At 62.3% G+C, this 22,492-nt stretch carries 16 protein-coding genes; 3 read left to right on the top strand and 13 right to left on the bottom strand.

The window, feature by feature from the left end:
* Positions 1 to 117 precede the first annotated feature (117 nt).
* A complete protein-coding gene (locus VJ698_RS04135; protein ID WP_324101421.1) occupies positions 118 to 1,002 on the top strand; it encodes a mechanosensitive ion channel family protein in 885 nt (294 codons plus the stop codon).
* A 21-nt stretch (positions 1,003 to 1,023) separates the two neighbouring features.
* Here VJ698_RS04135 and VJ698_RS04130 read toward each other — a convergent pair whose 3' ends face one another.
* The 5 genes from VJ698_RS04130 to VJ698_RS04110 are packed head-to-tail and all read right to left on the bottom strand — an operon-like array spanning position 1,024 to position 6,756.
* A complete protein-coding gene (locus VJ698_RS04130; RefSeq protein WP_324101420.1) occupies positions 1,024 to 2,217 on the bottom strand; it encodes an MFS transporter in 1,194 nt (397 codons plus the stop codon).
* A 28-nt stretch (positions 2,218 to 2,245) separates the two neighbouring features.
* On the bottom strand, positions 2,246 to 4,030 hold the full coding sequence (locus VJ698_RS04125) for a virginiamycin B lyase family protein (protein WP_324101418.1): 1,785 nt from the start codon (positions 4,028 to 4,030) through the stop codon (positions 2,246 to 2,248).
* A 7-nt stretch (positions 4,031 to 4,037) separates the two neighbouring features.
* On the bottom strand, positions 4,038 to 4,859 hold the full coding sequence (locus tag VJ698_RS04120) for an SDR family oxidoreductase (protein ID WP_324101417.1): 822 nt from the start codon (positions 4,857 to 4,859) through the stop codon (positions 4,038 to 4,040).
* Between the two features lie 8 nt (positions 4,860 to 4,867).
* A complete protein-coding gene (locus VJ698_RS04115; RefSeq protein ID WP_324101416.1) occupies positions 4,868 to 5,842 on the bottom strand; it encodes an SDR family oxidoreductase in 975 nt (324 codons plus the stop codon).
* Complete coding sequence (locus VJ698_RS04110; protein WP_324101415.1) at positions 5,839 to 6,756, bottom strand: bile acid:sodium symporter family protein; 918 nt, start codon at positions 6,754 to 6,756, stop codon at positions 5,839 to 5,841. Before VJ698_RS04110 ends, VJ698_RS04115 begins: the two co-directional genes overlap by 4 nt.
* 430 nt (positions 6,757 to 7,186) lie before the next feature.
* Here VJ698_RS04110 and VJ698_RS04105 point away from each other — a divergent pair, with 430 nt between their 5' ends.
* The gene (locus VJ698_RS04105) at positions 7,187 to 8,221 is read left to right on the top strand and encodes an AraC family transcriptional regulator (RefSeq protein WP_324101414.1); all 1,035 of its coding nucleotides are present in this window, start codon (positions 7,187 to 7,189) and stop codon (positions 8,219 to 8,221) included.
* Positions 8,222 to 8,270: 49 nt separating this feature from the next.
* On the opposite strand, the gene VJ698_RS04100 is transcribed toward VJ698_RS04105, so the two are convergent.
* The 7 genes from VJ698_RS04100 to VJ698_RS04070 all read right to left on the bottom strand — a co-directional run bounded on the left by VJ698_RS04100 (position 8,271) and on the right by VJ698_RS04070 (position 19,776).
* On the bottom strand, positions 8,271 to 10,058 hold the full coding sequence (locus VJ698_RS04100; protein ID WP_324101413.1) for a methyl-accepting chemotaxis protein: 1,788 nt from the start codon (positions 10,056 to 10,058) through the stop codon (positions 8,271 to 8,273).
* Between the two features lie 481 nt (positions 10,059 to 10,539).
* Complete coding sequence (locus VJ698_RS04095; protein ID WP_324101412.1) at positions 10,540 to 11,913, bottom strand: heavy metal sensor histidine kinase; 1,374 nt, start codon at positions 11,911 to 11,913, stop codon at positions 10,540 to 10,542.
* Positions 11,913 to 12,587: a heavy metal response regulator transcription factor gene (locus VJ698_RS04090; RefSeq protein WP_324101411.1), complete on the bottom strand. Its 675-nt coding sequence runs from the start codon at positions 12,585 to 12,587 to the stop codon at positions 11,913 to 11,915. Before VJ698_RS04090 ends, VJ698_RS04095 begins: the two co-directional genes overlap by 1 nt.
* A gap of 45 nt (positions 12,588 to 12,632) precedes the next feature.
* Positions 12,633 to 15,782, bottom strand: a complete 3,150-nt coding sequence (locus VJ698_RS04085; RefSeq protein ID WP_324101410.1) for an efflux RND transporter permease subunit — start codon at positions 15,780 to 15,782, stop codon at positions 12,633 to 12,635.
* Positions 15,779 to 16,981: an efflux RND transporter periplasmic adaptor subunit gene (locus VJ698_RS04080; protein ID WP_324101409.1), complete on the bottom strand. Its 1,203-nt coding sequence runs from the start codon at positions 16,979 to 16,981 to the stop codon at positions 15,779 to 15,781. Before VJ698_RS04080 ends, VJ698_RS04085 begins: the two co-directional genes overlap by 4 nt.
* Before the next feature lie 29 nt (positions 16,982 to 17,010).
* Complete coding sequence (locus tag VJ698_RS04075; RefSeq protein ID WP_324101408.1) at positions 17,011 to 18,456, bottom strand: efflux transporter outer membrane subunit; 1,446 nt, start codon at positions 18,454 to 18,456, stop codon at positions 17,011 to 17,013.
* Between the two features lie 300 nt (positions 18,457 to 18,756).
* On the bottom strand, positions 18,757 to 19,776 hold the full coding sequence (locus VJ698_RS04070; RefSeq protein WP_324101407.1) for an isocitrate/isopropylmalate dehydrogenase family protein: 1,020 nt from the start codon (positions 19,774 to 19,776) through the stop codon (positions 18,757 to 18,759).
* Positions 19,777 to 20,124: 348 nt separating this feature from the next.
* Here VJ698_RS04070 and VJ698_RS04065 point away from each other — a divergent pair, with 348 nt between their 5' ends.
* Positions 20,125 to 21,462, top strand: a complete 1,338-nt coding sequence (locus VJ698_RS04065; RefSeq protein ID WP_324101406.1) for a sensor domain-containing protein — start codon at positions 20,125 to 20,127, stop codon at positions 21,460 to 21,462.
* Between the two features lie 222 nt (positions 21,463 to 21,684).
* Here VJ698_RS04065 and VJ698_RS04060 read toward each other — a convergent pair whose 3' ends face one another.
* Complete coding sequence (locus VJ698_RS04060; RefSeq protein ID WP_324101405.1) at positions 21,685 to 22,482, bottom strand: SDR family oxidoreductase; 798 nt, start codon at positions 22,480 to 22,482, stop codon at positions 21,685 to 21,687.
* Between the last annotated feature and the right edge of the window lie 10 nt (positions 22,483 to 22,492).

Genomic DNA, 22,492 nt, shown 5'->3' with positions numbered 1-22,492 from the left:
CTTGTGTCATGCATCGACGGCAGCGACCCACCAACAACAAGTGTGTGACGTGTGCATGCTGCAGCTTGCGCATCGGCGTTGACACGCACACACCCTATTCAGAGAGGCGAAGACATCATGAATTGGCCGCAGCTATCCGCCCTGTTAAATGCATTCGCACATACCGAACCGGGCCGCATGATCGCCACCCTTGCCTCGATCAGCATCGCGGCGATACTGTGGCGCATCTCGAAAAAGCGTGCAAGGTTGAGCAGCTCCAGCATGCTCGATGTCGAGCACCGGCGAGGCAACCTGGTGCTCGCCAAGAACCTGATCATCGGCGCCACGCTGCTCGCCGTAGGCTCCATCTGGGCCACCAAGATCGCCGGCGCCGCACTTTCGCTGGCCGCTGTCGCCGGTGCCGTCCTGATCGTCAGCAAGGAGTTCCTCTCCAATGTGCTGGGATCAGCGATGCTCGCGATCTCAAGACCTTATCGCGTCGGTGACTTCATCGAGATGGGAGAGGCGACCGGACGCGTACTCGATACCGACCTGCTGGTAACGACGATTGCCGAAACGCTCGAAGGGCATCAGCTCACGGGGCGCACTGCGGTGCTTCCCAATTCGCTGCTGCTGACCCATCCGGTGAAGAACCTCACGGCGACCGGCGCCTACGTCATCAACCTGCTGAGCATTGCCGTCATTCCCTCCGAGGATCTGCTGGCGTTGGAGAAGACCTTGCTCAAGGCCGCAAGGGAGGTATGCTTCCCGTGGCTGGCCGATGCCGACCACCATCTGAAGCAGCTCGAATCGCGCGATCTGGTCAACCTGCCCTCGGCGGAACCGCGCGTACTCATGGAATTGAACCACGCGCATGAAGCCACGCTGGTCCTGCGCTACAGCTGCAGGCCCAACGACAGGGTGAAGGTGGAGCAGGCCATTCTTCGTGCATTCCTGCAGCAGCGCTGCGTTGTGGCAGGGCGGCAGCATCGTGATGCACGCGCCCTTGCAGAGGCGGCCTGATGCGGATGCCGGTTGGCGACTTCAGTGACCGCGGTAGCTGCGCAACGCCGGCATCCACGTCGCGTTGACCAGCGCCGCCAGCGCCAGCACGCCTCCGACGACCAGGATCGCCCGTTGCGCATCCAATGCCTGCGTGAGCGCTCCTGCTGCAAGGCCTGACAGCGCCGGCATGACTTGGGAGATGACGGTGTACATGCTCAGTACGCGGCCGCGCACCTTCTCATCGACATTTTCCTGGATCGCCGTGACGATCAGGCTGATGGCTACGCCACCCAGCAGGCCGACAAGCGCCAGCAGCACGAAGGCGACTGACGGGTTCGTAGTGCGCCCCATCCCCGCAAACAGCAGGCCGGAGAGCGCGCAGGCGGCAAATACAGTCTTCCCGTGCGGCAGGCACCGCGCGATCAGCATGCACAGCAGGCCGCCGGCAATGAGCGCCGGTGCAAGCGTGCCGAGGAAGGCACCCCGCCCCAGTTCACCCATGCCTAGCGTCGTGCGTGTGAGCTTGGGCAGGATCACCTGCATCGGGCCCATGAGCATGTAACCGAACATGGCTGTCACGAGCAATTGCGCAAGCAAGGGGTCGCGGCGCACCGCGCCCAAGCCATCAAGGATGTCGCGCAGGACCGGCCGGGGTGGCTTGCCGGTAACGCTTGTCGATACGTGAAACAACAGCGCCGACCCGACGACGAACAGCGCAACGGCAAGCGCGAATGCCGCCTGCCAGCCGATATATAGGCGGCATACCGAAATCGCCAGCGGCCCGAGGCCGAATCCGAGCATGACCAGCAGATTGAATATGAGCGAGGCGCGCCGCAATGCTGTCGCGTCCACGATCTGGCCGAGCGCCGTCATTCGCGCCGGCGCAACGAAGGACCAGCCGATGCCGGCACACAACGCGGCGGAAAGAAAAACAGGTGCCCGCAGTGCCGGATCGGCAATGAAGTGGTCGCCGTACGCCATGAGCACTGCAGCGAGCACGAACACGGCTTGTGCAGCATGGATGATGCGGGTCGGCGCGAGGCGGTCGCACAGCACGCCCGCGTACCAGCCAAGCAGAAGCGGCGGGCCGAAGCACAGGCCGAAACCTACCCCGGCCAGCACGTCCGAGCGCAGCACTTCTTGCGCGTACATGATCACCGAGTAGTTGATGATGTGGCCGCCGGTGAATGCCAGCAGGCAGGACACGAAGAAGGCCCAATGACGAGCGATCATGCGGCCTCCTCTGAATGGCTGTACATGTTCATCGTTGCTGGACCCTGATCAATGTTGGTTGGCCGCCTTCGATATGCCAGCTGGGGAAGTTCGAATTCGAGGTGTAGAGCGTGCCGTCGTTGTCGATCTCAATGTCGCGGGTGAAGGTCGTGCGCCGCGGCAGCGGAATCGTGCGCCAGGTTTCCGTCTTGATGTCGAAGCCGAACAGTGCATCCGACTGGTTGCCATTCACCCAGACGATGCCGCGCTGCTTGTCGACATTGAGCGAATACGGCGCCTCGCTGCCTTTCGGTTCGACCGGCAGATCGAACAAGGAGAACTTGCCGGTGGCCGGTGAATAGCGTGCGATCTTCGACTCGGCGAAAGCCACGATCCACAGGTTGCCCTGCGCATCCGCACGCAGGCGACGCGGGCCGATGAATGGCGTGGGAATCATCGTGACCTTGCCGCTGGCCGGATCGATCTTGCCGATTTCCTGCGTATGCAGGCGCGCGAACCACACCGTTCCGTCCGGCGTGATGTCGATGCCATAGGGAAGCGGTGTGCCGGTGGCCGCCCAGTCCACCGGCATCCATTTTGACAAGGGCAAGCCCCAGTTCATCAGTTTGAACATGACGCCGATCGACGCCGCCGTGAGCCGTTCCTTAAGGCTGCGTGCCGGCAGATCATAGAGCGTGAACTTGTCGGCGGCGCGATCGTACTTCGCGACCTGGTTCGACAAGGCCAGCGTGAACCAGACGTTGTCTTTGGCATCGACGCGTATCGTGTGCGGATAAAAGCCCGCGCCGATTTCATGCAAGGTAAAGGCCTTGGTGGCCGGGTCGAACTCGACCAGCCGGCGCTGCGCCGACGGCGTGATGAAGATGTGCCCGTCGCGCGGCGACTCGGCCAGCGAATGCGCATTCGACGTATCGTCATGGCTCGGGAATGTCTTCAGCCGCCCTGCGATAAGGCCGCCCGGTTCATCGTCCGGCCTGTGCGGAATCTTGTAGACCGTCACCGCGTTGGTGGCGGTGTTCACCTCGTACAGGCGATCCTGGATATTGTCGGCGACGTAGACCAGGCGATTAGACGCAATCAGCATATCGTGCGTCTGCGACATGGCGTTGCCGAGCGGCCATTCGGTGATCAAGGTCTTGTCGAGCTTGTCCTTCCACGACACGCCGCCCGTGATCAATTCCGGATGCTCGCGCAAGCGGCGGTATTCAGCCGAAAGAACAGCCGGCAGCGATTTCTGCAGATCCGTCGGCAAGCGCGAGCCGTAGCGAATCATGCGTTCGATGGTCTTGCTCCATTCCTCCGGCGACCTTTCCGCCCGGGTGAAGGCATTGCCTTGCTGGTGACAAAAGGCGCACTGCATCTGGAAGTGCTTCTTCGCTGTGGCGTCGCCTACCTTGAGCATGCCCAGCCATGCATTGGCCGGCTTCGCGTCGGCCAGCTTGACGGGATCGGTCTCGGCCTGCAGGGTGATCCGCACCTCCGCCTGCCCTGCCGGTGCATCGGTCACCGCGTCCCGGAATCCAGGCTTGCGGACGCGGTAACGGGAATCGGCCATTCGACTGGAAATCTCGACCGTCCCCGCATTGCCGGTGAATCCGGTGACATCGATATCCACCACTTCCGGCTTGCCGGGTTGTTGGTAGCCGTGGTCGGAGGTGTCCCGTGGCGCAGGGCGCGCCGCGGTCTGCGTCACCATCGCCGCAGCCACGGGCTTGCCGGCCTCGTCGGTGACGGTGATGATGGCGGCCGCAGCCGGTGCAATGAGCGCGCCGCATGCTGCGAGCGCAAGGTAATGGCGGATCGTGTATTTCATGGCATGTTCAAGGCTGATCAGTGATTGAAGAGCGGGATGGCGCGGCGCGACGCTTCATCTGCCGCGCGAACCAGGCTGGAACCAGGCGGCTGGCCCACCATGCGAGCCTCGCCAGCGACGTCGGCAGGTAAAGGCGTTGCCGGCGGCGCACTGCTGCCAGGATGCGCGCCGCCATGTCGTGCGGAGACATTTCGCCGCCGACGGCATTGCGCGGCAGGGTCGCCCGTCCGCCGTCTCCACCGAGGGCGGCGCGCTCGATGCCAGTGGCGATAAATGCCGGGCAAACGATGGTGACATCGACGCCGTCGTCTTCGACTTCACTGCGCAGGCTGTCGAAGAATCCATGCAAGGCGTGCTTGCTGGCGCTGTAGCCGGTACGGCCGAATAGCGGTGAAAAACCTGCGATGCTGGAGATGACGACGATCTGCCCCCGGCGCGCACGCAGCGAATGCAGCGCCGCATGGGTGCACTGGACGGCGCCGAAGAAATTCACAGCCATGACCTTGCGCAGCACGGCGATATCGGTATCGCACAGCAGGGAGCGGTGTGCAATGCCGGCATTGTTGACCAGCACATCGATCCCGCCCCAGTGGGCAATGATCGCTGAGATCGCTTGCTGGCACGCTGCGGCGTCGCTTATATCACAGGGAATGGCGAGGGCGCGGCCGGGTGCGGTCAACAGAAGACGTTCTGCCGCCGAGTGCACCGCTGAAGCGTTCATGTCGAGCAGAGCGACACAGGCCCCTGCTGCGAGGAATTGTTCGGAAAGCGCCAGGCCCAATCCGCCTGCCGCGCCAGTGATGACCACCACTTTTCCAGCGTAATCCATGGCGTCTTTCAGTGTTTGCGCGCGGAGCGCGCCTGCAGCCAGTAATCAAACACCTCGGCCGAGGTCTTGGCCGGCGTGTAGCCGAATTCCTCCTTCAATCGCCTGTTGTCGAGAACGGGGCGATAGCGCAGGAAATTCACTTGCTCCGGGCCGTATTGCGTGAGGCCAAGCGCTTTGAGGATGCGCAGCGCAAAGGCGATCAGGCCGGCCGGCAAGGATACGACCGGCTTGGAGAGTTGTTTCGCAAGCTGGTAGATGGACAAGGCGCCATCTCCGGCGAGGTTGTAGATACCGCCTTTGCCGCTCTCGATCGCCCGCAGGAAGGCGCCGACCACATCCTGGTCCCAGATGAACACGAAGGGACTGTCCGATCCGCGGATGGCAATCAGCCGCGGCTTGTCGAACAGGTCGGTGATCTGATTGCGAACGGTGGCTCCGAGAATGGTGCCGATGCGGAAGATCGTTTGCGTGAGTTGCGGATGCTTGCGACGATAATCGGCGAGCATCTCCTCCACCAGCCGCTTGTGCCAGGAGTAGGCAAACTCTTCGTTGCCGCGCACGGGATCCTGCTCCGTCAGCCAGGCCGGATTGTCGGCATGGTAGCCGTATGCAGCGCCGCTGGAGGAAACAATGACCTGGCGCACGCCGGCCTTGACGCAAGCCTCCAGCACATTACGCGTGCCCTCCACATCCACGCTGTATTCGAAAGCGCGATTGCTCTTTTTGCCAGGGGTAACGATGGAGGCGAGGTGCACTACTGTATCGATGCAATGCGAGCGCAATATATCGGCCAGCCCGCCGTCACGGATATCCGCTTGCAAGTAGGTCACGCCCGGTCGTTGCAGCGCAGGCGGCGTCAGGCGCACGTCGGTGGCGACGATGGTGCTCACGGTGCCAGCCGCACGGGCGTCTGCGAGGCGCACGATGAGCTGCCGCCCCAGGTAGCCGTCGGCGCCGGTCACGAGTATCGAAGTGCCGTTCATGCACCCGCCTTTGCCGCCAGCAGCGGCTTTTTCATCCAGTAGGTCGACAATGCCATGCCGGCAATGATGTGCCAGATACCCCACCATGCGGTGACGATGGCCATGCCGCCCAAGCCGCCGAAGAAGTTGAAGATCAGGACCAGGCCAAGGCCGGAATTCTGGATGCCGGTCTCGAACGCCACGGCACGGCAATCACGCTTCGCCAGCCCGAACAGTCTGGCCAGGCCGTAACCGCTGCCGAGCGCGCAGGCGTTGTGCACGAACACGATGCCGACCACCATCGCACCATAGGCGAGGAAGAACTTCCAGTTGGCGAGCAGCGCGCCGGTCACGAAGACAGCGAACACGCCGAGCGAGAAAATGCGCATCGGCTTGAGCATGCGCGCCGCCAGCCGAGGCATCCGGTGCGAGATGAGCAGGCCGGCCACCAGGGGAACGCCGAGCAACATGCCCACCTCGGTCAGCATGGCGATCGGATCGAGCGAGAAATCATGCATGATGGCGCGCATGCCAGCGTCCTGGCCGGCCCAGAAGGCGACGTTGAGCGGCATCATGAAGATCGCCGCCACCGTCGAGAGCGTGCTGATGGATACCGACAGCGCGGCATTGCCGCCAGCGCGGTGTGTAAAGAAGTTGGAGATATGGCCGGCGGGACAGGACGATACCAGCAGCATGCCGAGCGCGATCGACGGCAGCGGATCGATGAGCCGTATCAGAAGGAAAGTCCCGGCCGGGAACAGGATGTGATGCCCGAACAGCCCGATGGCCAGCGCCTTGGGCGTACGCAGCGCCTGCCGGAAATCCGACAGCTTCAAGTCCAGCGCCACGCCAAACATCACGAGCGCCAGGATGAGGTTAAGGGCCAGCAACGCGTGCGGGTTGAAATTGAGGCGTACCTGGTCGATATGCATCATCGCCGGCACCTCGGGTCGCGAGCCGTCATGTTGTCTCCTCGTGTAGGAATTGTTTTATGTGCTGATTGTGCTTTAACTCGCACAACACAAACAGGTTAATTCCGGACATTTGTCACCTGTGGTCTATGCGTCGCAGCGGCCTGATGCCCTGCGCAGACGTCTTTGCTCGCGGTATCAAGTTGCGAAAGGGATGGAGGGGTTGAAATCGGACATTTCATGCTAGACTGCCCCGCACAGGCCAATACTTTCCTGCAACGAGCCTGGACATAACGTAGCAGGCTGTTGAAAAACGTAGCGAGCGGGCCGAGATTGTAGGCGGGCCGCGTAGGCGCGAGGAGCGCACGCGTACGAGTGGTACGCCGAGCACCGGAGGCCCCAAGATCGGCCCGCGCAGTAGTTTTTCAACAGCCTGTTAGAGAACTGGACCGACATGGAGCGCCGATTTCCGGACATCGATGACCGCATCGAACCGCCACACAAGATAGCTGCCCTGGCCGAACTTCTGCAGGAAGAAGGCGTCGCCGCGTCGCGGCTGCTCGAGGGCAGCGGCATCGAACCGGAGCAGTTGTATGCGCCTGCCACGCGCGTGGCGCCGCGCCAGTTGCTGACGGTGTATGAGAATGCCCTGCGTCTCTCGCATGATCCGGGCGTCGCGATCAAGGCGGGAAAGCGCATTCGCATCACCCACTTCGGCATGTACGGCTATGCCCTGCTCAGCAGCCCTACGCCGCGCGACGCGATCGACTTCGCCATCAAGTACCGCGCCCTGGCCGCTACCCTGCTCGGCCTGCGCTTTGAGGAAACGGAGCGTGACGCTTTCTGGGAATTTTCGGATGTGCTGTCACTCGGCGCGCGCAGCGAGCTGTTCCGGTTCGTGCTCGAATTCCAGCTAGGAACGCAGTTGTCGGTGCACGGCGACATCTTCGGCCGGCCGGTCACGCCGACGGAGGTTCGCGTGACTTATGCGGCACCACGCCATGCGCCTGCCTATCAGGATTTGCTGGGCTGCCCGGTGCGCTTCGGCCAGGATCACAACCAGCTGCGCTTCAGCCATGATTTGCTGGAGCAGCAGCTCGCCTTCGCTAATCCCGCCACCGCCGCCGTTGTGCGCCAGACCTGCGACCAGATGCTGACCGAATTGAAGGCCGCGTCCGGCATGGCCGGCAAGGTGTTCAACATGCTGATGGTGCAACCCGGCCGCTTCCCGGACATTGAGACCGTCGCGCGTCAGTTGCACATGACGTCGCGCACCCTGCGCCGCAAGCTACAGGCGCAGGACACGTCGTATCAGGCCATTCTCAACAACGTGCGCAAGCAGCTCGCCATGGACTATCTGCGCAAGACCCGCATGAGCACCGAGGACATCGCCGCGTCGCTCGGGTTCAGCGACGCGCCGAACTTCCGGCAGGCATTCAAGAAATGGACCGGAACAACGCCCAGCGACTTCCGGGCGAGTTCACGTTGAATGTTGCGCTCCGATTCCCGGTCTTTTCAAACGCCAGAGAATTTGCAGGTCAGAACTCTTGCCAGTCGTCGCCTGCCGTGGCGGTGGCCTTCGCCATAGACACATTCCTCGGCACGAGCGGGTTCCTGGCGACCGTTGTTTTTGCCTGCTGCAAGGACTTCAGAGCCTTCGCTTTGCGCTCACGCGATGCTGATGATTGGGACGCAGGAATGGCACGGGCACGCTGGGACATTTGCGGTCCGCCGAGTACACCACCTGCACCGGCATAATTTGAAAGCTGCGTGGAATCGATCGTGAACAGCGCGACCATTTCTGCCAGGCTGGAAGCCTGGTCTTGCATGGCGCCGGCTGCCGCGGCCGCTTCTTCCACCAGCGCGGCATTCTGCTGGGTGACATTGTCCATCTGCGTGATGGCCTGATTGACCTGCTCGATGCCGTTGCGCTGTTCGTCGCTGGCTGCCGCAATCTCGGCAATGATGCCGGCCACATGCTTGACGCTGGAAACCACTTCTTCCATCGTGGTACCGGCCTGATCGACCAGCTTGCTGCCGGCATCCACCTTTTCCACCGAATCGCCGATCAATGCCTTGATTTCCCTGGCGGCGGCAGCGCTGCGTTGCGCTAGGTTGCGCACTTCCGCTGCCACAACAGCAAAGCCCCTGCCCTGATCACCAGCGCGTGCCGCCTCAACCGCTGCATTCAGCGCGAGGATGTTGGTCTGAAAGGCGATGCCATCGATGACCGCGATGATGTCCACAATCTTCTTTGCCGACTCGTTGATCGCACCCATCGTGCTCACCACTTCGGACACCACCGCGCCGCCTCTCTGGGCAATCTGGGATGTTGACATCGCGAGCGTGTTGGCCTGGCGCGCATTTTCGGCATTCTGCTGCACGGTCGAGGTCAGCTCTTCCATCGAGGACGCTGTCTCTTCCAGTGAGCTTGCCTGCTGCTCGGTACGCGAGGAGAGATCCATGTTGCCGTCGGAGATCTGGCTCGACGCCGCGAAAATCTGGTCGGTGCCACGACGGACTTCAGCCACGATGCGCGCCAGGCTCTCATTCATGTCGCACAGCGCACCGATCAGCTGCCCGGTTTCATCAGTTGCGGTCGTGTTGATATGCGCGGTCAGGTCGCCCTTGGCGACGCGCCTTGCCATTTCCACCGCATCAGACATGGGACGGGTAATGTTACGAGTGAGCCATACGGCAAGCACTGCCGCCAGCACCATGCCGAGCATTCCACCGCCGATCATGGTACTGCCGGTGAGCGACTGCAAGTCTTGCGCATCCTTTGCCCGCACACCCAAGAGCTGCCGCTCTTCCTTGTCAAGATCGGCAATCAGCACACGCATGGAATCCATCGCCTGCTTTCCCTTGGCGGCGCGTTCCAGTTCCACGACCGCATCCATTTTCGCCTTGCCGGATTCGATGTCACGCCGCAAGGCGATCGCAGGATCGATGGCGTCACTCATCCACTTCTGCTGCGCGGCAAAAAGCTGTGTCAGACGTTCCTGCTGCTTCGGGTTGTCCGATGTCAGCGACCTGGCTTTGTCCCAGTGCACCTTGAAGTCATTCTCGCCCGCCTTCAGCGGCTCCAGCGAGGAATCTCTTCCGCTAAGAGAAAAACCGCGCTGGCCGGTTTCAATATCAATCAGGCTGGAGAGCATTCCTTTGACTTCCTCTAGCACCTGATAGGTGTGGATGTTCATGAAGTTGGCCTGGCCAAGGCGCGAAAAGTTCGCATACGCCACTGACAGCAGGATGATCATCAGCAATACGACCGCACTGAAGCCGCCGTAGAGGCGGGTACCGATCTTGAGGTTGGAAAGTTTCATGTGGAATTCCTCCGCGTCCGCGAAGCCGCATCAGGCCTTCAGGACCTGCCAAGGAATAGCGTGTGCATTTTGCCGGGCATGGCGGGGTGCAATGCAAGGCGTACCTTACGCCGCAGTGCGCGCGCCATAACCGAAATAAATGTGCAATTTATTCCGTGGCAGTACCTTAGGTACTGTGTCAGCCTGAGCGCGACGCTGTAATGCAGTTTGTCTAAATCTCAAAGAATAAAAATGAGGGATGTGAACCCCGGGGATAGCCATGGCCGTCGCTGCAGGCGTCAGATAACAGGCCGGGAAAAACAGGATGTATTACCCCAGCCGCAATCCGTCGGACTGTCGACAGACCATGGGTTTCAATGAACGACTATAGCGGCACAGAAAGCGTAAGCGAAGCGGATTTTCGCAGACGGATGAAACGTGTTACTTGCCAGCGACAACTGTTGTCAGGAGTTCTTTCAAGAACGAAAACGCGCATCGGTTGTCATAGGGCAGCCGACACCGAAAACCCGATCGTCGTCACGCCATCCTCGCTGGTCGCAAATACACTTCCGGAGTGCATCGCTGCCACGGCCTTGACGATGGCTAGGCCGAGCCCGTGGCTCTCGCCGCTGTTGGCGCGCGCCATGTCGACGCGGTAGAAGCGGTCGAACAGGCGCGTGAGATGTTCGGACGGGATTTCCGGGCCGTGGTTGGATACCGCAATACGCGCGCAGCTGGCGTCCGAAGTGAGTTGAACGAGAATTTCCGAATCCGTGTCCGCATGGCGGATGGCGTTGTGCAGCAGGTTAGTGACCGCTCGCCGGAACAGGGAGCGCTCGATCGGCGCCAAGGCATCGCCCTGCACGCGAATGCGCACGCCGGCTTCTTCCACCAGGAAGTCGAGGAACTCCGCGCTCTTCTCCACTTCCGCGGCCAGCGAGGCCGGCAACAGGTGCTGCGGACGCTCGCCCTGATCCGCGCGTGCGAGGAACAGCATGTCATTGACGATGCCGCGCAGCCGTTCGAGATCCTCGAGGTTGGACTGCAGCACCTCGACCAGATCGTCGGCGCTGCGCTGGCGCGACAGCGCGACCTGCGTCTGCCCGATCAGGTTGGTCAGCGGCGTGCGCAGTTCATGCGTCACGTCGGCATTAAAGCTCTCGAGCTGTTCATAGGCGGCTTCGACGCGGTCGAGCGCGCCGTTGAACGACTGCGACAGGTCGGCCAGTTCCTCGGGAAGGTCGGTGACCATCAGGCGCTGCGACAGCGTGCTTGGGCTCAGGGCGCGGGCTTCGCGCGACAGGCGCTTCAGGGGCACCAGGCCGAGATGCGTGATCAGGTAGCCGATCAGCGCGCCTAGCGGCACGCCAAAGGCGACACAGGCCAGCAGGACGGAGCGGAACGCGCGCTGCGTCCGCACGTAGGATTCGGAGTCGATGCCGACGATGAAGCGCAGCGCCGGGTGCAGATCGTTGGCCGGGAAGTAGGCACTGCGGATCAGAAAAGGTTCGGGCCGGTCGCCGATGCGCAGTTCTCCAACCCGGCCGCTGCCCTGGCTGAATCCGGCGATCTCGGCCAGCGACTCGCCATAGCGGATGTGCGGATCATCGCTCAAAATCCAGTAGCGCGTGCTGCGGTCGGGCGGCGTGAGCGCATCGAGCTTGGCGTGGATGCGCACCCACTGATCCGGCGAACGGATGCGTTTCAGGATGTATTCGATGTCCTGGAATTTGGTATCGAGCTGCTCGACCTGCTGGCGCCGCAGCGCGACCGTCAGTTCGCGGTCGAGCACGAAACCGAACAGGGAAAACACGATCAGCGCTGCCGCGGCGAACAACGCCGCCAGGCGCCCTGCAATGGAGCGCGCGGGGTTCATCAGGCCGGACGCTCTTCAAGGACGTAGCCCATGCCGCGCACCGTGTGCAGCAGCCCGCCGCCGAATGGCGTGTCGATCTTGGCGCGCAGGCGCTTGATGGCGACTTCGACCACATTGGCACTGGTATCGAAATTCACATCCCATACCAGTTCGGCAATCGCGGTCTTGGAGAGGACCTCTCCCTGGTGGCGCGCGAGCACCGTGAGCAGCATGAACTCCTTGGCGGTGAGATCGATCCTGGCACCCTGCCGGAATGCCTTGCGCGCAACCAGGTCAATCGTCAGGTCCCCAACGCGGATCTGGGTCGTCTCCTGCCGGCGGCCGCGGCGCGTCAACACCTGCAGCCGCGCCAGCAGTTCCATGAACGAGAAAGGCTTGATGAGATAGTCGTCGGCGCCGGCCTGCAAACCGCGCACACGGTCTTCGACGCGGTCGCGCGCGGTGAGCATGATGACGGGCGTGTCCTTCACGGCGCGCAGCGACTGCAGCAGGGTCAGGCCGTCGAGGCCGGGCAGCATCTGGTCGAGCACGATGACGTCGTAGTCGATTTCGAGCGCCAGGTGCTGGCCGTCGAGCCCGTCATGCGCGAGATCGACGCTGCAGCCCTGCTCGGTCAGCCCCTTGTAGAGGTAGTCCGCTATTTTCAGCTCGTCTTCCACCACAAGTATCTTCATCGCTTCCATCCATCCGCCCGGCTCACGGCTGCACGCCGGGCGCGTTCATTCTCCAGCCAGTTCCGGCACGGCATGCGCCATACGTGCCTGCTTGCGGCGCATGTACCAGTCATGTGCCCGATCGAGATAGAGATAGACAACAGGCGTGGTAAAGAGTGTCATGGCCTGCGATACCAGCAGGCCGCCCACCATCGCATAGCCCAGCGGCCTGCGCAGTTCCGAACCGGCGCCGTGGCCCAGCATCAGCGGCAGGCCGGAGAGCAGCGCGCACATTGTCGTCATCATAATGGGGCGGAAGCGCAGCAAGCAAGCTTCGTAGATCGCCTGGTGCGCCTCGAGCCCGCGCTCGCGTTCGGCGTGCAGCGCGAAGTCGATCATCATGATGCCGTTCTTCTTGACGATGCCGATCAGCAAAATGATGCCGATCAGGGCGATCACGCTCAGGTCGTATCCGCCCAGGCGCAGGATCAGCAGCGCGCCCAGTCCCGCCGAGGGCAGCGTGGACAAAATGGTCAGCGGGTGGATGTAACTTTCATACAGCAGGCCAAGCACGATATACACCGCGAGCAGCGCAGCAGCGATCAGGTAGGGCTGCGTGGCGAGCGATTCGCCGAAGGCCTTGGCCGTGCCCTGGAAGCTGCCGCTCAGGGTGGCGGGCATGCCCATCTCCCGCTCCGCCTTGCCAATTGCCTTGACAGCGTCGCCGAGCGACACGTTGTGCGCCAGGTTGAAGGAAAGCGTCACTGCGGGGAACTGTCCCTGGTGACTGATCAGGAGGTAAGCGGTCTGTGTGGTGTCCACCTTGACGAAGGCGGACAGCGGCACAGGTTTTCCGGTCAATGGCGAATTGATGTAGAGCTTGTCGAACAAGGCCGGGTCTTTCTGCAGCTGCGGCGTCACTTCCAGCACGACATGGTAACTATTGGTCTGCGTGTAATACTGCGCCACCTGCCGCTGACCGATGGCATCGTACAGCGTTGCGTCGATCATGGCCGGGGTGATGCCGAAGCTCGCGGCACGCGCGCGGTCGATGGTCAGCTTTGCAGCGGCGGCGCCGTTCTGCTGGTCTGACGCAAGGTCGGTCAACTCAGGCAGCTTGCGCAGGCGTTCCAGCAGGCGCGGCGCCCACGTATTGAGCTCGTCGAGGTTGGTGTCGGTCAGTGTGTACTGATATTGCGTGCGCGACAGGCGGCCGCCAACGTTGATGTCCTGCGGCGCCTGCATGAACAGGTTGACGCCCTGCAGCTTCGCCAGCTGCGGCCGCAGCCGCGCGATGATTTCCGTGGCAGTCGCCGTGCGGCCCTCATCTTTGGGCTTGAGCGCGATGAAGAAGGAGCCGGTGTTGGCGCTGGTGCGGCCGGAGAACATGCCGAAGCCTGTTACGTCCGGGTCTTTGCGCACCACTTCCGCCAGCTCCACCATGCGATCGTTCATGGCTTCGGGCGAGGCATCCTGCGCCGTCTCGGCAAACCCATAGATGGTGCCGGTATCCTGTTGCGGGAAGAAGCCCTTGGGACTGAGCACGAACATCACCACCGTCAGCGCCAGCGTGGCGAGGAACACGCACAGCGTCTTGAATTCATGCTTGAGCACGAAATCCAGTCCACGCTTGTAGCCGGCCAGCATCGCGTCGAAACCGTGCTCGAACAGATGGTGCAATCGCCCGTGCTTCTTCGCATGTTCGCTCGACAGGAAGCGTGAGCACAGCATCGGCGTCAGCGTCAGCGACACCACGACCGATACGATGATGGTCAAGGTCACCGTCACCGCAAATTCGCGGAACAGGCGACCGACAATGCCGCCCATCAGCAGCAGCGGGATGAACACGGCCACCAGCGAAACCGAGATCGAAATGATAGTGAAGCCGATCTCGGACGCGCCCTTGTAGGCGGCCTCGAGCGGTTTCATGCCATCCTCGATGTGCCGGTAAATGTTTTCCAGCATCACGATTGCGTCGTCGACCACGAAGCCGACCGCAATGGTCAGCGCCATCAGCGACAGGTTGTCCAGACTGTAATCGAGCACATACATCATTGCCGCCGTGCCCAGCAATGCCAGCGGTACGGTCAGGCCAGGGATCACGGTGGCCGGCACGTTCAGCAGGAACACATAGATCACCAGGATCACCGCGATGATGGTGATGACCAGCGTGAATTCGACATCGTGCACCGAGGCACGGATGTTCTGGGTGCGATCGACCAGTGTCGTCACCGAGACCGTCGGCGGAAGTGCTGCGCGCAGCTTCGGCAGCGCGGCCTTGATGCGGTCCACAGTCTCGATCACGTTGGCGCCCGGCTGCTTGTGGACGAACAGGATCAGCGCGCGGCCGTTGTGCTGTGGGCTCTCGGGTGTGGCCGCAGCGCCGGAATAAGCCCAGCCGCCGCCGAAGGTGTTTTCCGGTCCCTCGATGGCAACGCCGATATCCCGCACCCGCACCGGTGCGCCGTTGCGATAAGCCAGCACGATATCGTTCCAATGATCGGCTTCCAGCACCTGATCGTTGGTATAGACCGCGAAACTCTGGTGCTTGCCATTGATGCTGCCGGTGGGCTGGCTGACCGTGCTTGATGCGATCACGGTCCGCACCTCCTCAAGGCTCATCCCCAGCGCAGCCAGTTTGGCGGGGTCGACCTGGATGCGCACCGCCGGCTTCTGTTCGCCGCCGATGCCGACGTCGCCCACGCCGGGAATCTGCGAAATCTGCTGGGCGAGAATGGTGTCGGCGTATTCGTTGACGCGCGTCAGCGGCAAGGTATCGGACTGCACCGCCAGCACCACGATCGCCGAGTCCGCAGGGTTGGTCTTGCGGAAGCTTGGCGGGCTCGGCAGGTTGCTCGGCAACTGACCGGCTGCGGCATTGATGGCCGACTGCACGTCGAGTGCGGCGGCATCGATATTGCGGTTGAGGTCGAACTGCAGCGTGATCTGCGTGCTGCCGAGCGTGCTGGTCGATGTCATCTGCGACAGGCCGGGAATCAGCGAGAACTTGCGTTCGAGCGGCTGCGCCACGTCCGAGGCCATGGTCTCCGGATTGGCGCCGGGCAGGTTGGCCGATACCTGGATGGTCGGAAAGTCCACCTGCGGCAAGGGCGCCACCGGCAGCAACGGCCAGACCGCAATGCCGACCAGCAGGATGGCGAGCGCCAGCAGCGACGTGCCGATCGGGCGTTTGATGAAGACGGCGGAAACGCTCACTGGCCGCTCCCTGATGCTGATGCTGCCGACTTTGCCGGCGCTGACGCTAATCCCGCAGGCTTGCCTTGCGGGCCAGACACGACACGCACGCCCGGCTTGATCTTGTATTGCCCGTCCAGCACCACGGTCTCTCCTTCCTGCAAGCCTTTGCTGACGACAGCCTTGCCATCCTGGATCTGCAGCACGTCGATCGGACGCATCTGCGCCTTGCCGTCGGTGCCGACCACATAAGCGTAGGTGCCGGACTGGGCGCGCTGCACCACCGGCGCCGGAACTGTCAGCGCATCCTGGTACTCGCGGAGCTGCAGGCGCACGTTGACATACTGGCCGGGCCACAAGAGATGCTTCGGATTGGCAAAGCGTGCCTTGAGCTGCACGGTACCGCTGGCCACATCGATCTGGTTGTTCAGCAGCACCAGCTCACCTTGCGCCAGTGGCGCATCATTGCCGCGCTCATAGGCGAACACCGCGAGTCGCTGCTTGCCCTGTTGCGCGCGGTTGATCTCCGTCACGGTATCGCCCGGCAGCGTGAAGACCAGCGCGATCGGATCGATCTGGTTGATCACGACGAGGCCGTTCGCGTCAGCGGCACGCACGATGTTTCCGGGGTCGACCAGGCGCGCGCCAGCGCGCCCCGACAGCGGAGCGGTAATGGTCGTGTAACCAAGCTGCACCTTCGCATAGTCGATCTGCGCCTTGTCGGTCTGCACCGCCGCCTGCAGCTGCGCGACCAGTGCGCGCTGCGTGTCCAGCGCCTGACGCGAGGTCGCATCTTCCTTGATCAATTGCTGGTAGCGCTCGAGGTCGAGCCTGGCATTGGCCAGCTGCGCTTCATCGCGCGCTCTTTGCGCCTGTGCCTGTTCGAGCTGCGCGCGCAAGGGGCGCGCGTCGAGCTGTGCCAGCACCTGGCCGGCCTTGACGTCCTGCCCTTCCACATAATTGATCTGCTCTAGCTGCCCGTCGATCCTGCTCTTGACCGTCACGCTGGCCTGCGCTTGCACCGTGCCAACGCCAACGAGGAAATGGGGGACGTTCTCACGCGCCACCTTGACCAGCGTTGCCGGCACGGCAGCCACTTCGCGCGGGCTTGCCGGCTGGCTGCGGTCACGCATCGCGAACCAAGCGATCGCTGCCAGCACCAGGATGATCACGCCGAGAAGCAGCCAGCGACGCAAGGAGGAAGAAGATGAAGAAGCCATGGGTTTGATGGTCGAATGTGGCGGCAAAGTCATGAGCCGGCCGGAACGGTTTGAACATGCGTGGTTTGCGGCGCAGCCGCTGACCCGTCTGCACCTGCGGCCAGCCCGGCAGCATTCCAGCCACCGCCCAGCGCCTTGACCAGCGCAGCACTGGCGGCCAGCTGGCGCGCGAATGCCTGCAGCGCGCTGCGTTCGTTCGACAGCAGCAAGGTCTGTGCCGTGACCACGCTGAGGTAGGTCGTCGTCCCGGCACGGTAACGGGCCAGGCTGGTGCGCTCGGCAACGCGCGCGGACTCGACCGCCGATTCCTGCATCGCGCGCTCGGCGTCAAGCACACGCAGCGCGGCAAGGTTGTCCTCAACTTCCTGCAAGCCGGCCAGCACGGTCCGCTTGTACTGCGCGGCGGCGACATCGTAAGCGGCGACGGCCTGGTCAGTACGTGCCGAGCGCGCTCCGCCATCAAAAATCGTTTCGGCCAGTGCGGCGCCCAGCGACCAGACCCGGCTCGGCGCCGTGATCCATTGCGAGAACCCGGCACTGGCGAATCCACCGCTGGCGTTGAGCACCAGGCTCGGGAAGTAGGCAGACTGCGCCACGCCGATCTGGGCATTGGCGGCAGCGGCGCGACGTTCTGCAGCGGCGATATCCGGACGCCGCTCGAGCAACTGCGAAGGCAGGCCCCCAGGCATGACAGGCAAAGCTATGCCCGGCGTGCCGGAGGGTCTGGGCGCGATCGTCACTTCGGCGGGCGCCCTGCCGGTAAGGATAGCGATAGCGTGTTCGAACTGCGTGCGGCGCACGTCCAGGTCGATGGCCTGCGCGCGGGCCGATTGCAGCTGCGTCTCGGCCAAGGCGACGTCAGCACGGGTAACGACGCCGGCCTTGTACTGGCTGCGCGTCAATGACAGCGCCTTTTCATATTCCTGCACCGTACGCAGGATCAAATCCTTTTCGGCATCGGTGATGCGCAGTTGCAGGTAATCCTGCACCAGCTCGGCCTGAATGCTCAAACGCGCGCCGGCAAGGTCGGCTTCACTGGCCTGGAGGGCTGCTTCGCCGGCCTCGACGGAACGCTGCACGCGGCCCCAGATGTCGGGCTCCCAGCTTGCCTGCAGCGTCAGCGCATTGCTGTCGGCCGGAGTCGGAGCCGTGTGTGTCCGTGCCCGGCCGATGGAGGTGCCGGCACCGAGCGTGGGCGCATATCCGGCGCGCGCCAGTTGCGCCGTTGCACGTGCCTGGCGGTACTGCGCCTCGGCCATGCGGATGTTCTGGTTGGCCTCGTTCGCCTGCGCGACGAGCGTATCGAGTTCCGTATCGCCGTAGTGCGCCCACCACGGGTGGTTCGTATCGGCCAGTTGCGGCTCGGCGGGTTTCCATGGCCCGCTTTCCTTATACGCGGCGGGCAACGGGAGAGCCGGGCGCACATAATCGGGCCCGCTGGCGCAGGCCGTCAGTGCCAGCGTGACCACCAGCATTGATCGTCGAAAAGAGCTGAGGAGAAATCTCACAAGGTGCTTTCAGAGCGAGACGAAGGCGCCGACAAGCCGGAGGCCTGCACCTTCGGGACAAGCTCACATCTTAGGCGCCGCAGCAGGTCACGACGCTGACGCGTTGCTGACAATTTTGTCAGGAAGGATGAAGGCAGACAGGAAGCGGGAAATGGGGCGCGGAATCCGGGATCTGGGATCCGGAAAACGAGAAACGGCTTGCAGGCAACGCAACGATTCCCGCACTCGGGCGGCGCAGAATGATGCGGCGCCCGAGCAAGTGGCAATTTACGCGAGGCGCTTGATCAAGGCAGCCGTAAATTCATCTGTCGACGCTGTGCCGCCCAGATCGCGTGTCTTGACCTGGTCTTCCATCAGCGTTTGCTGGATGCCGTTCCTCAGGCGCTCGGCGAGCTCAGGTTTCCCGGCATGGTCGAGCATCAGTCCCGCAGCCAGCAGCAGGGAAATCGGATTGGCCAGGCCCTTGCCCGCAATATCCGGCGCGGAGCCGTGGACCGCTTCGAAGATCGCCGCATCCTTGCCGATGTTGGCGCCGGGCGCAAGCCCCAATCCGCCGACGAGACCCGCGAGTTCGTCCGACAGGATGTCGCCAAACAGGTTGGTGCAGAGAAGCATGTCGAATTGCCATGGGTTGAGCACCAGCTGCATCGCGCAGGCGTCCACGATGCGGTCATCCACCGCGATCCTTCCTTCGTATTCCTTCGCGACCTCGCGCCCGGCCTCCAGGAAAATCCCGGTCAGCGCCTTCAGCACGTTGGCCTTGTGCACGATCGTGATCTTCTTGCGGCCGTGCTTGAGCGCATATTCGAAAGCGAAGCGTGCGATGCGCCGCGCGCCGTCACGCGTGTTGATGCCGGTCGACACCGCAACCGCGCGCGGATCGTCACCGACGGGAATGAAGTGTTCATGCGCGACGTACAGTCCTTCGATGTTTTCACGAATGAGGACGATGTCGATGTTCTCGTAACGGCCGGGGATGATGGTGCGCACCGGGCGCACGTTGGCGTACAGCTTGAATTCCTCGCGCATGCGGACGTTTGCGGAGCGGAAGCCGGCGCCGACCGGCGTCGTCAGCGGACCCTTCAGGGCCAGGCCGTTGCGACGGATGCTGTCCAGCGTTTGCTGCGGCACAGGATCCCCGCAATGCTCGACGCCGGCCATGCCAGCATGTTGCGTGTCCCATTCAAACGGGCTTCCGAGCGCATCGAGAGCGCGTACAGTCGCCGCCGTGACTTCCGGTCCGATCCCGTCTCCGGGGATGAGCGTAGCAGTAATTTTCTTGTCCATCGAATTCAATCGCCAAGGTTGGTTGCGAGAAATGAACTTGCGAGAATGGTGGAGACACCGCACGGGTGTCTTTGCCCTGGATCAAATCGGGCAGAAATCAGGGCTCGCGTTCGTGGCGCTCAGGCCATCGTCCACCATCGCTACAGATGCTACTCTTGGTTCACCCGGCGCATGTGCCGTTTTCTTTGTCGTGGTTGATCTGACGGAGCGTTGCGGACGTTCAAACTAATTCATCAAACTGGTGCCGTCCGCCTGAATTTTTAGTCAATCCATGCCATCATACCAACAGTCTCCATGGATTCCGGCCCATCTGAAAACCGCCCCCAAACCTGATGCAATTCATCTGACATGGATGTAAAGACACCCATCGCGCTTCCGGATTTCGCCGACCTGCTGCTCGACGCCGTCGTCATGGTCGATGTCCGTGGCCGTGTCGTTTATGTGAATGCCGCCTCCGAACGGATCTTCGGGTATACGCCCGATGAAATGATCGGCAAATCCCTCATCGAGTTCGTCCTGGCCGAAGATCGCGCAAGAACCTGGGAAGAAGCGATGCATGTCGTCGCCGGCCACGCGAGGATCGGCTTTGAAAACCGCTATGTCCGAAAGGACGGGCGGATCGTGCACATCATGTGGTCCGCCCGCTGGTCCGAAGAGGCCCGCCTGAGAATTGGCGTGGCACGCGATGTCACCGAGAAAAAGCGTGCCGAAGCCGTGCAGGCGGCCGTGTATGCGATCTCTGAAGCGGCTCACTCGACAGGAGATCTTGTCGCACTGTTTCGTGAAGTGCATCGCGTCATCGCATCGCTCGTTCCCGTGACAGGCTTCGTCGTCGCAATGTGCGAGGAGCACGATGGCCTGATCGATATTCCGTACCAGCTCGACAGCTATGGCGATTCGCCGCTCGTACAAGAAAGTACGGCACGCCGGCTTTGCACCGATGTCATCCGAAGCCGGCAACCGATACTCCTGCAGGAGAAAGCGGCATCCCGCGCGCCCGGCACGATCTCCCGTCAGGATGACGGCGAATCCTGGCTGGCCGCCCCACTGATCTTGCAGGAAAGGGTAATCGGTGCGCTGATCGTCAAGAGCTCGCTGGGCGTGCCTCACACCGAGAAAGACAAGGAACTTCTGCAGTACGTATCAACCCAGGTTGCTACCGCCATCGAACGGCAGCGTTTGCATGCGGAACTGCAGAGGTTGGCACGGCACGACGACCTGACCGGCTTGCCCAACCGCCGTTCCTTCCACGATCGCGTGGACGCCGCTCTCGCCCGTGCGCGGCGCGAGGACAAGCGCGCGGCAGTGCTGTACATCGACCTGGACGACTTCAAGCAGGTGAACGATTCGCTCGGGCATGCCACCGGTGATCTTCTTCTGCAGGAAATCGCGCGCCGCATGAAACAATGCGTGCGCAAGGAAGATACCGTCGCGCGCCTGGGTGGAGATGAATTTGTCATCCTGCTGGAACACATTGAACAGCCGGAAGATGCCATGCTGATCGCAGAAAAAATCCGGGCTGCCACGCAGCGGCCGATCGTGCTGCGTGACCGGTCGCTACAGATGTTTCCCAGTATTGGGATTGCACTTTATCCGGATCATGGCGACCGTATCGAACAACTGCTGAAGCACGCCGACGAAGCCATGTACCTGGCGAAGAAGGCCAAACCCTCGGTTACGGGATAGAGAAAGTCGTACGACTACTCATTATTCGATTTGTGAATATCCACATATCACCAGAATAAAGCAGCCAGATTTGCTGCGCCGCAGTATATTTACACCTGTCTCCTCCAACTCTTCTTGAATTGGATTTACCCGCAAGCCTCACGGCCTGCGGGTTTTTTTTTCGCCTGAAGGTTTGCACAGCGAGGCGGCATGAAGGAAATCACGCCGCCGGAGCAGGCAGCGTCACACCATCGGCGTGACTGCGCCATCCATCGCAAGAATGGCGCCGGTGATATAGCTGGCACGCGGCGACGCCAGGAAAACGACCGCATTGGCGATTTCCTCCGGCTCGGCGATGCGTCGCAGCGGCAGGCGCTCATTGGCCTGTCGCATCGCCTCATCCAGGCTGATCTGCTTGAGTCTGGCGTCGGCGGCCATACCTTCCTTGAGGCGATCCGTCGCAGTCAGCCCAGGATTGACCACGTTCACCCGGACACCTTTCGGACCATAGGCAGCGGCGAGGCCGGCGCTGGCCAACATAAGTGCGGCATTGGCTGCGCCGCCGGGAAGATGGATCGGCCCCGCCACCTTGCCGCCGGCGCCGACCACATTGACGATCGCGCCCGAACCGCGTTGCCCCATCCGTTTGATCAGCGGATCCATCATGTGAATGTACGTGAAGTACTTTGCCTGCATTGCGTCGTGCCAGGCTTGCGGCGTCAGTTCATCGGGAGGCGTTCGCCGCGCCGCGCCGGCGGAATTGACGAGAACATCAACCGGCCCGCCTGCCTGTTCCGCTTGGTCCAGGACGCTTGCGGCCACTTCTGCGTTGGCCAGGTCTGCCGCGAAGGTCGAAATGCGTGCCGACGCCTCGGGAATCGCCTGCTTCAGGGTTTCCATTGCGTGCGCCAGATTGGCAGCATCGCGAGAGACCAGGGCGACGCGCGCGCCCTCTTTCAGGAATTCCATCGCGCAGGCAAGGCCGATTCCCTTGCTTCCGCCGGTGATCAGTACGTATTTGTCTTGCAGTTGCAGATCCATGTTTTCTCCG

Source organism: Noviherbaspirillum sp., assembly GCF_035254685.1.
Classification (GTDB): domain Bacteria; phylum Pseudomonadota; class Gammaproteobacteria; order Burkholderiales; family Burkholderiaceae_D; genus Noviherbaspirillum.
Note: the sequence above shows the minus strand (reverse complement) of the source record. Positions and strands in the feature narration are given on the sequence as shown.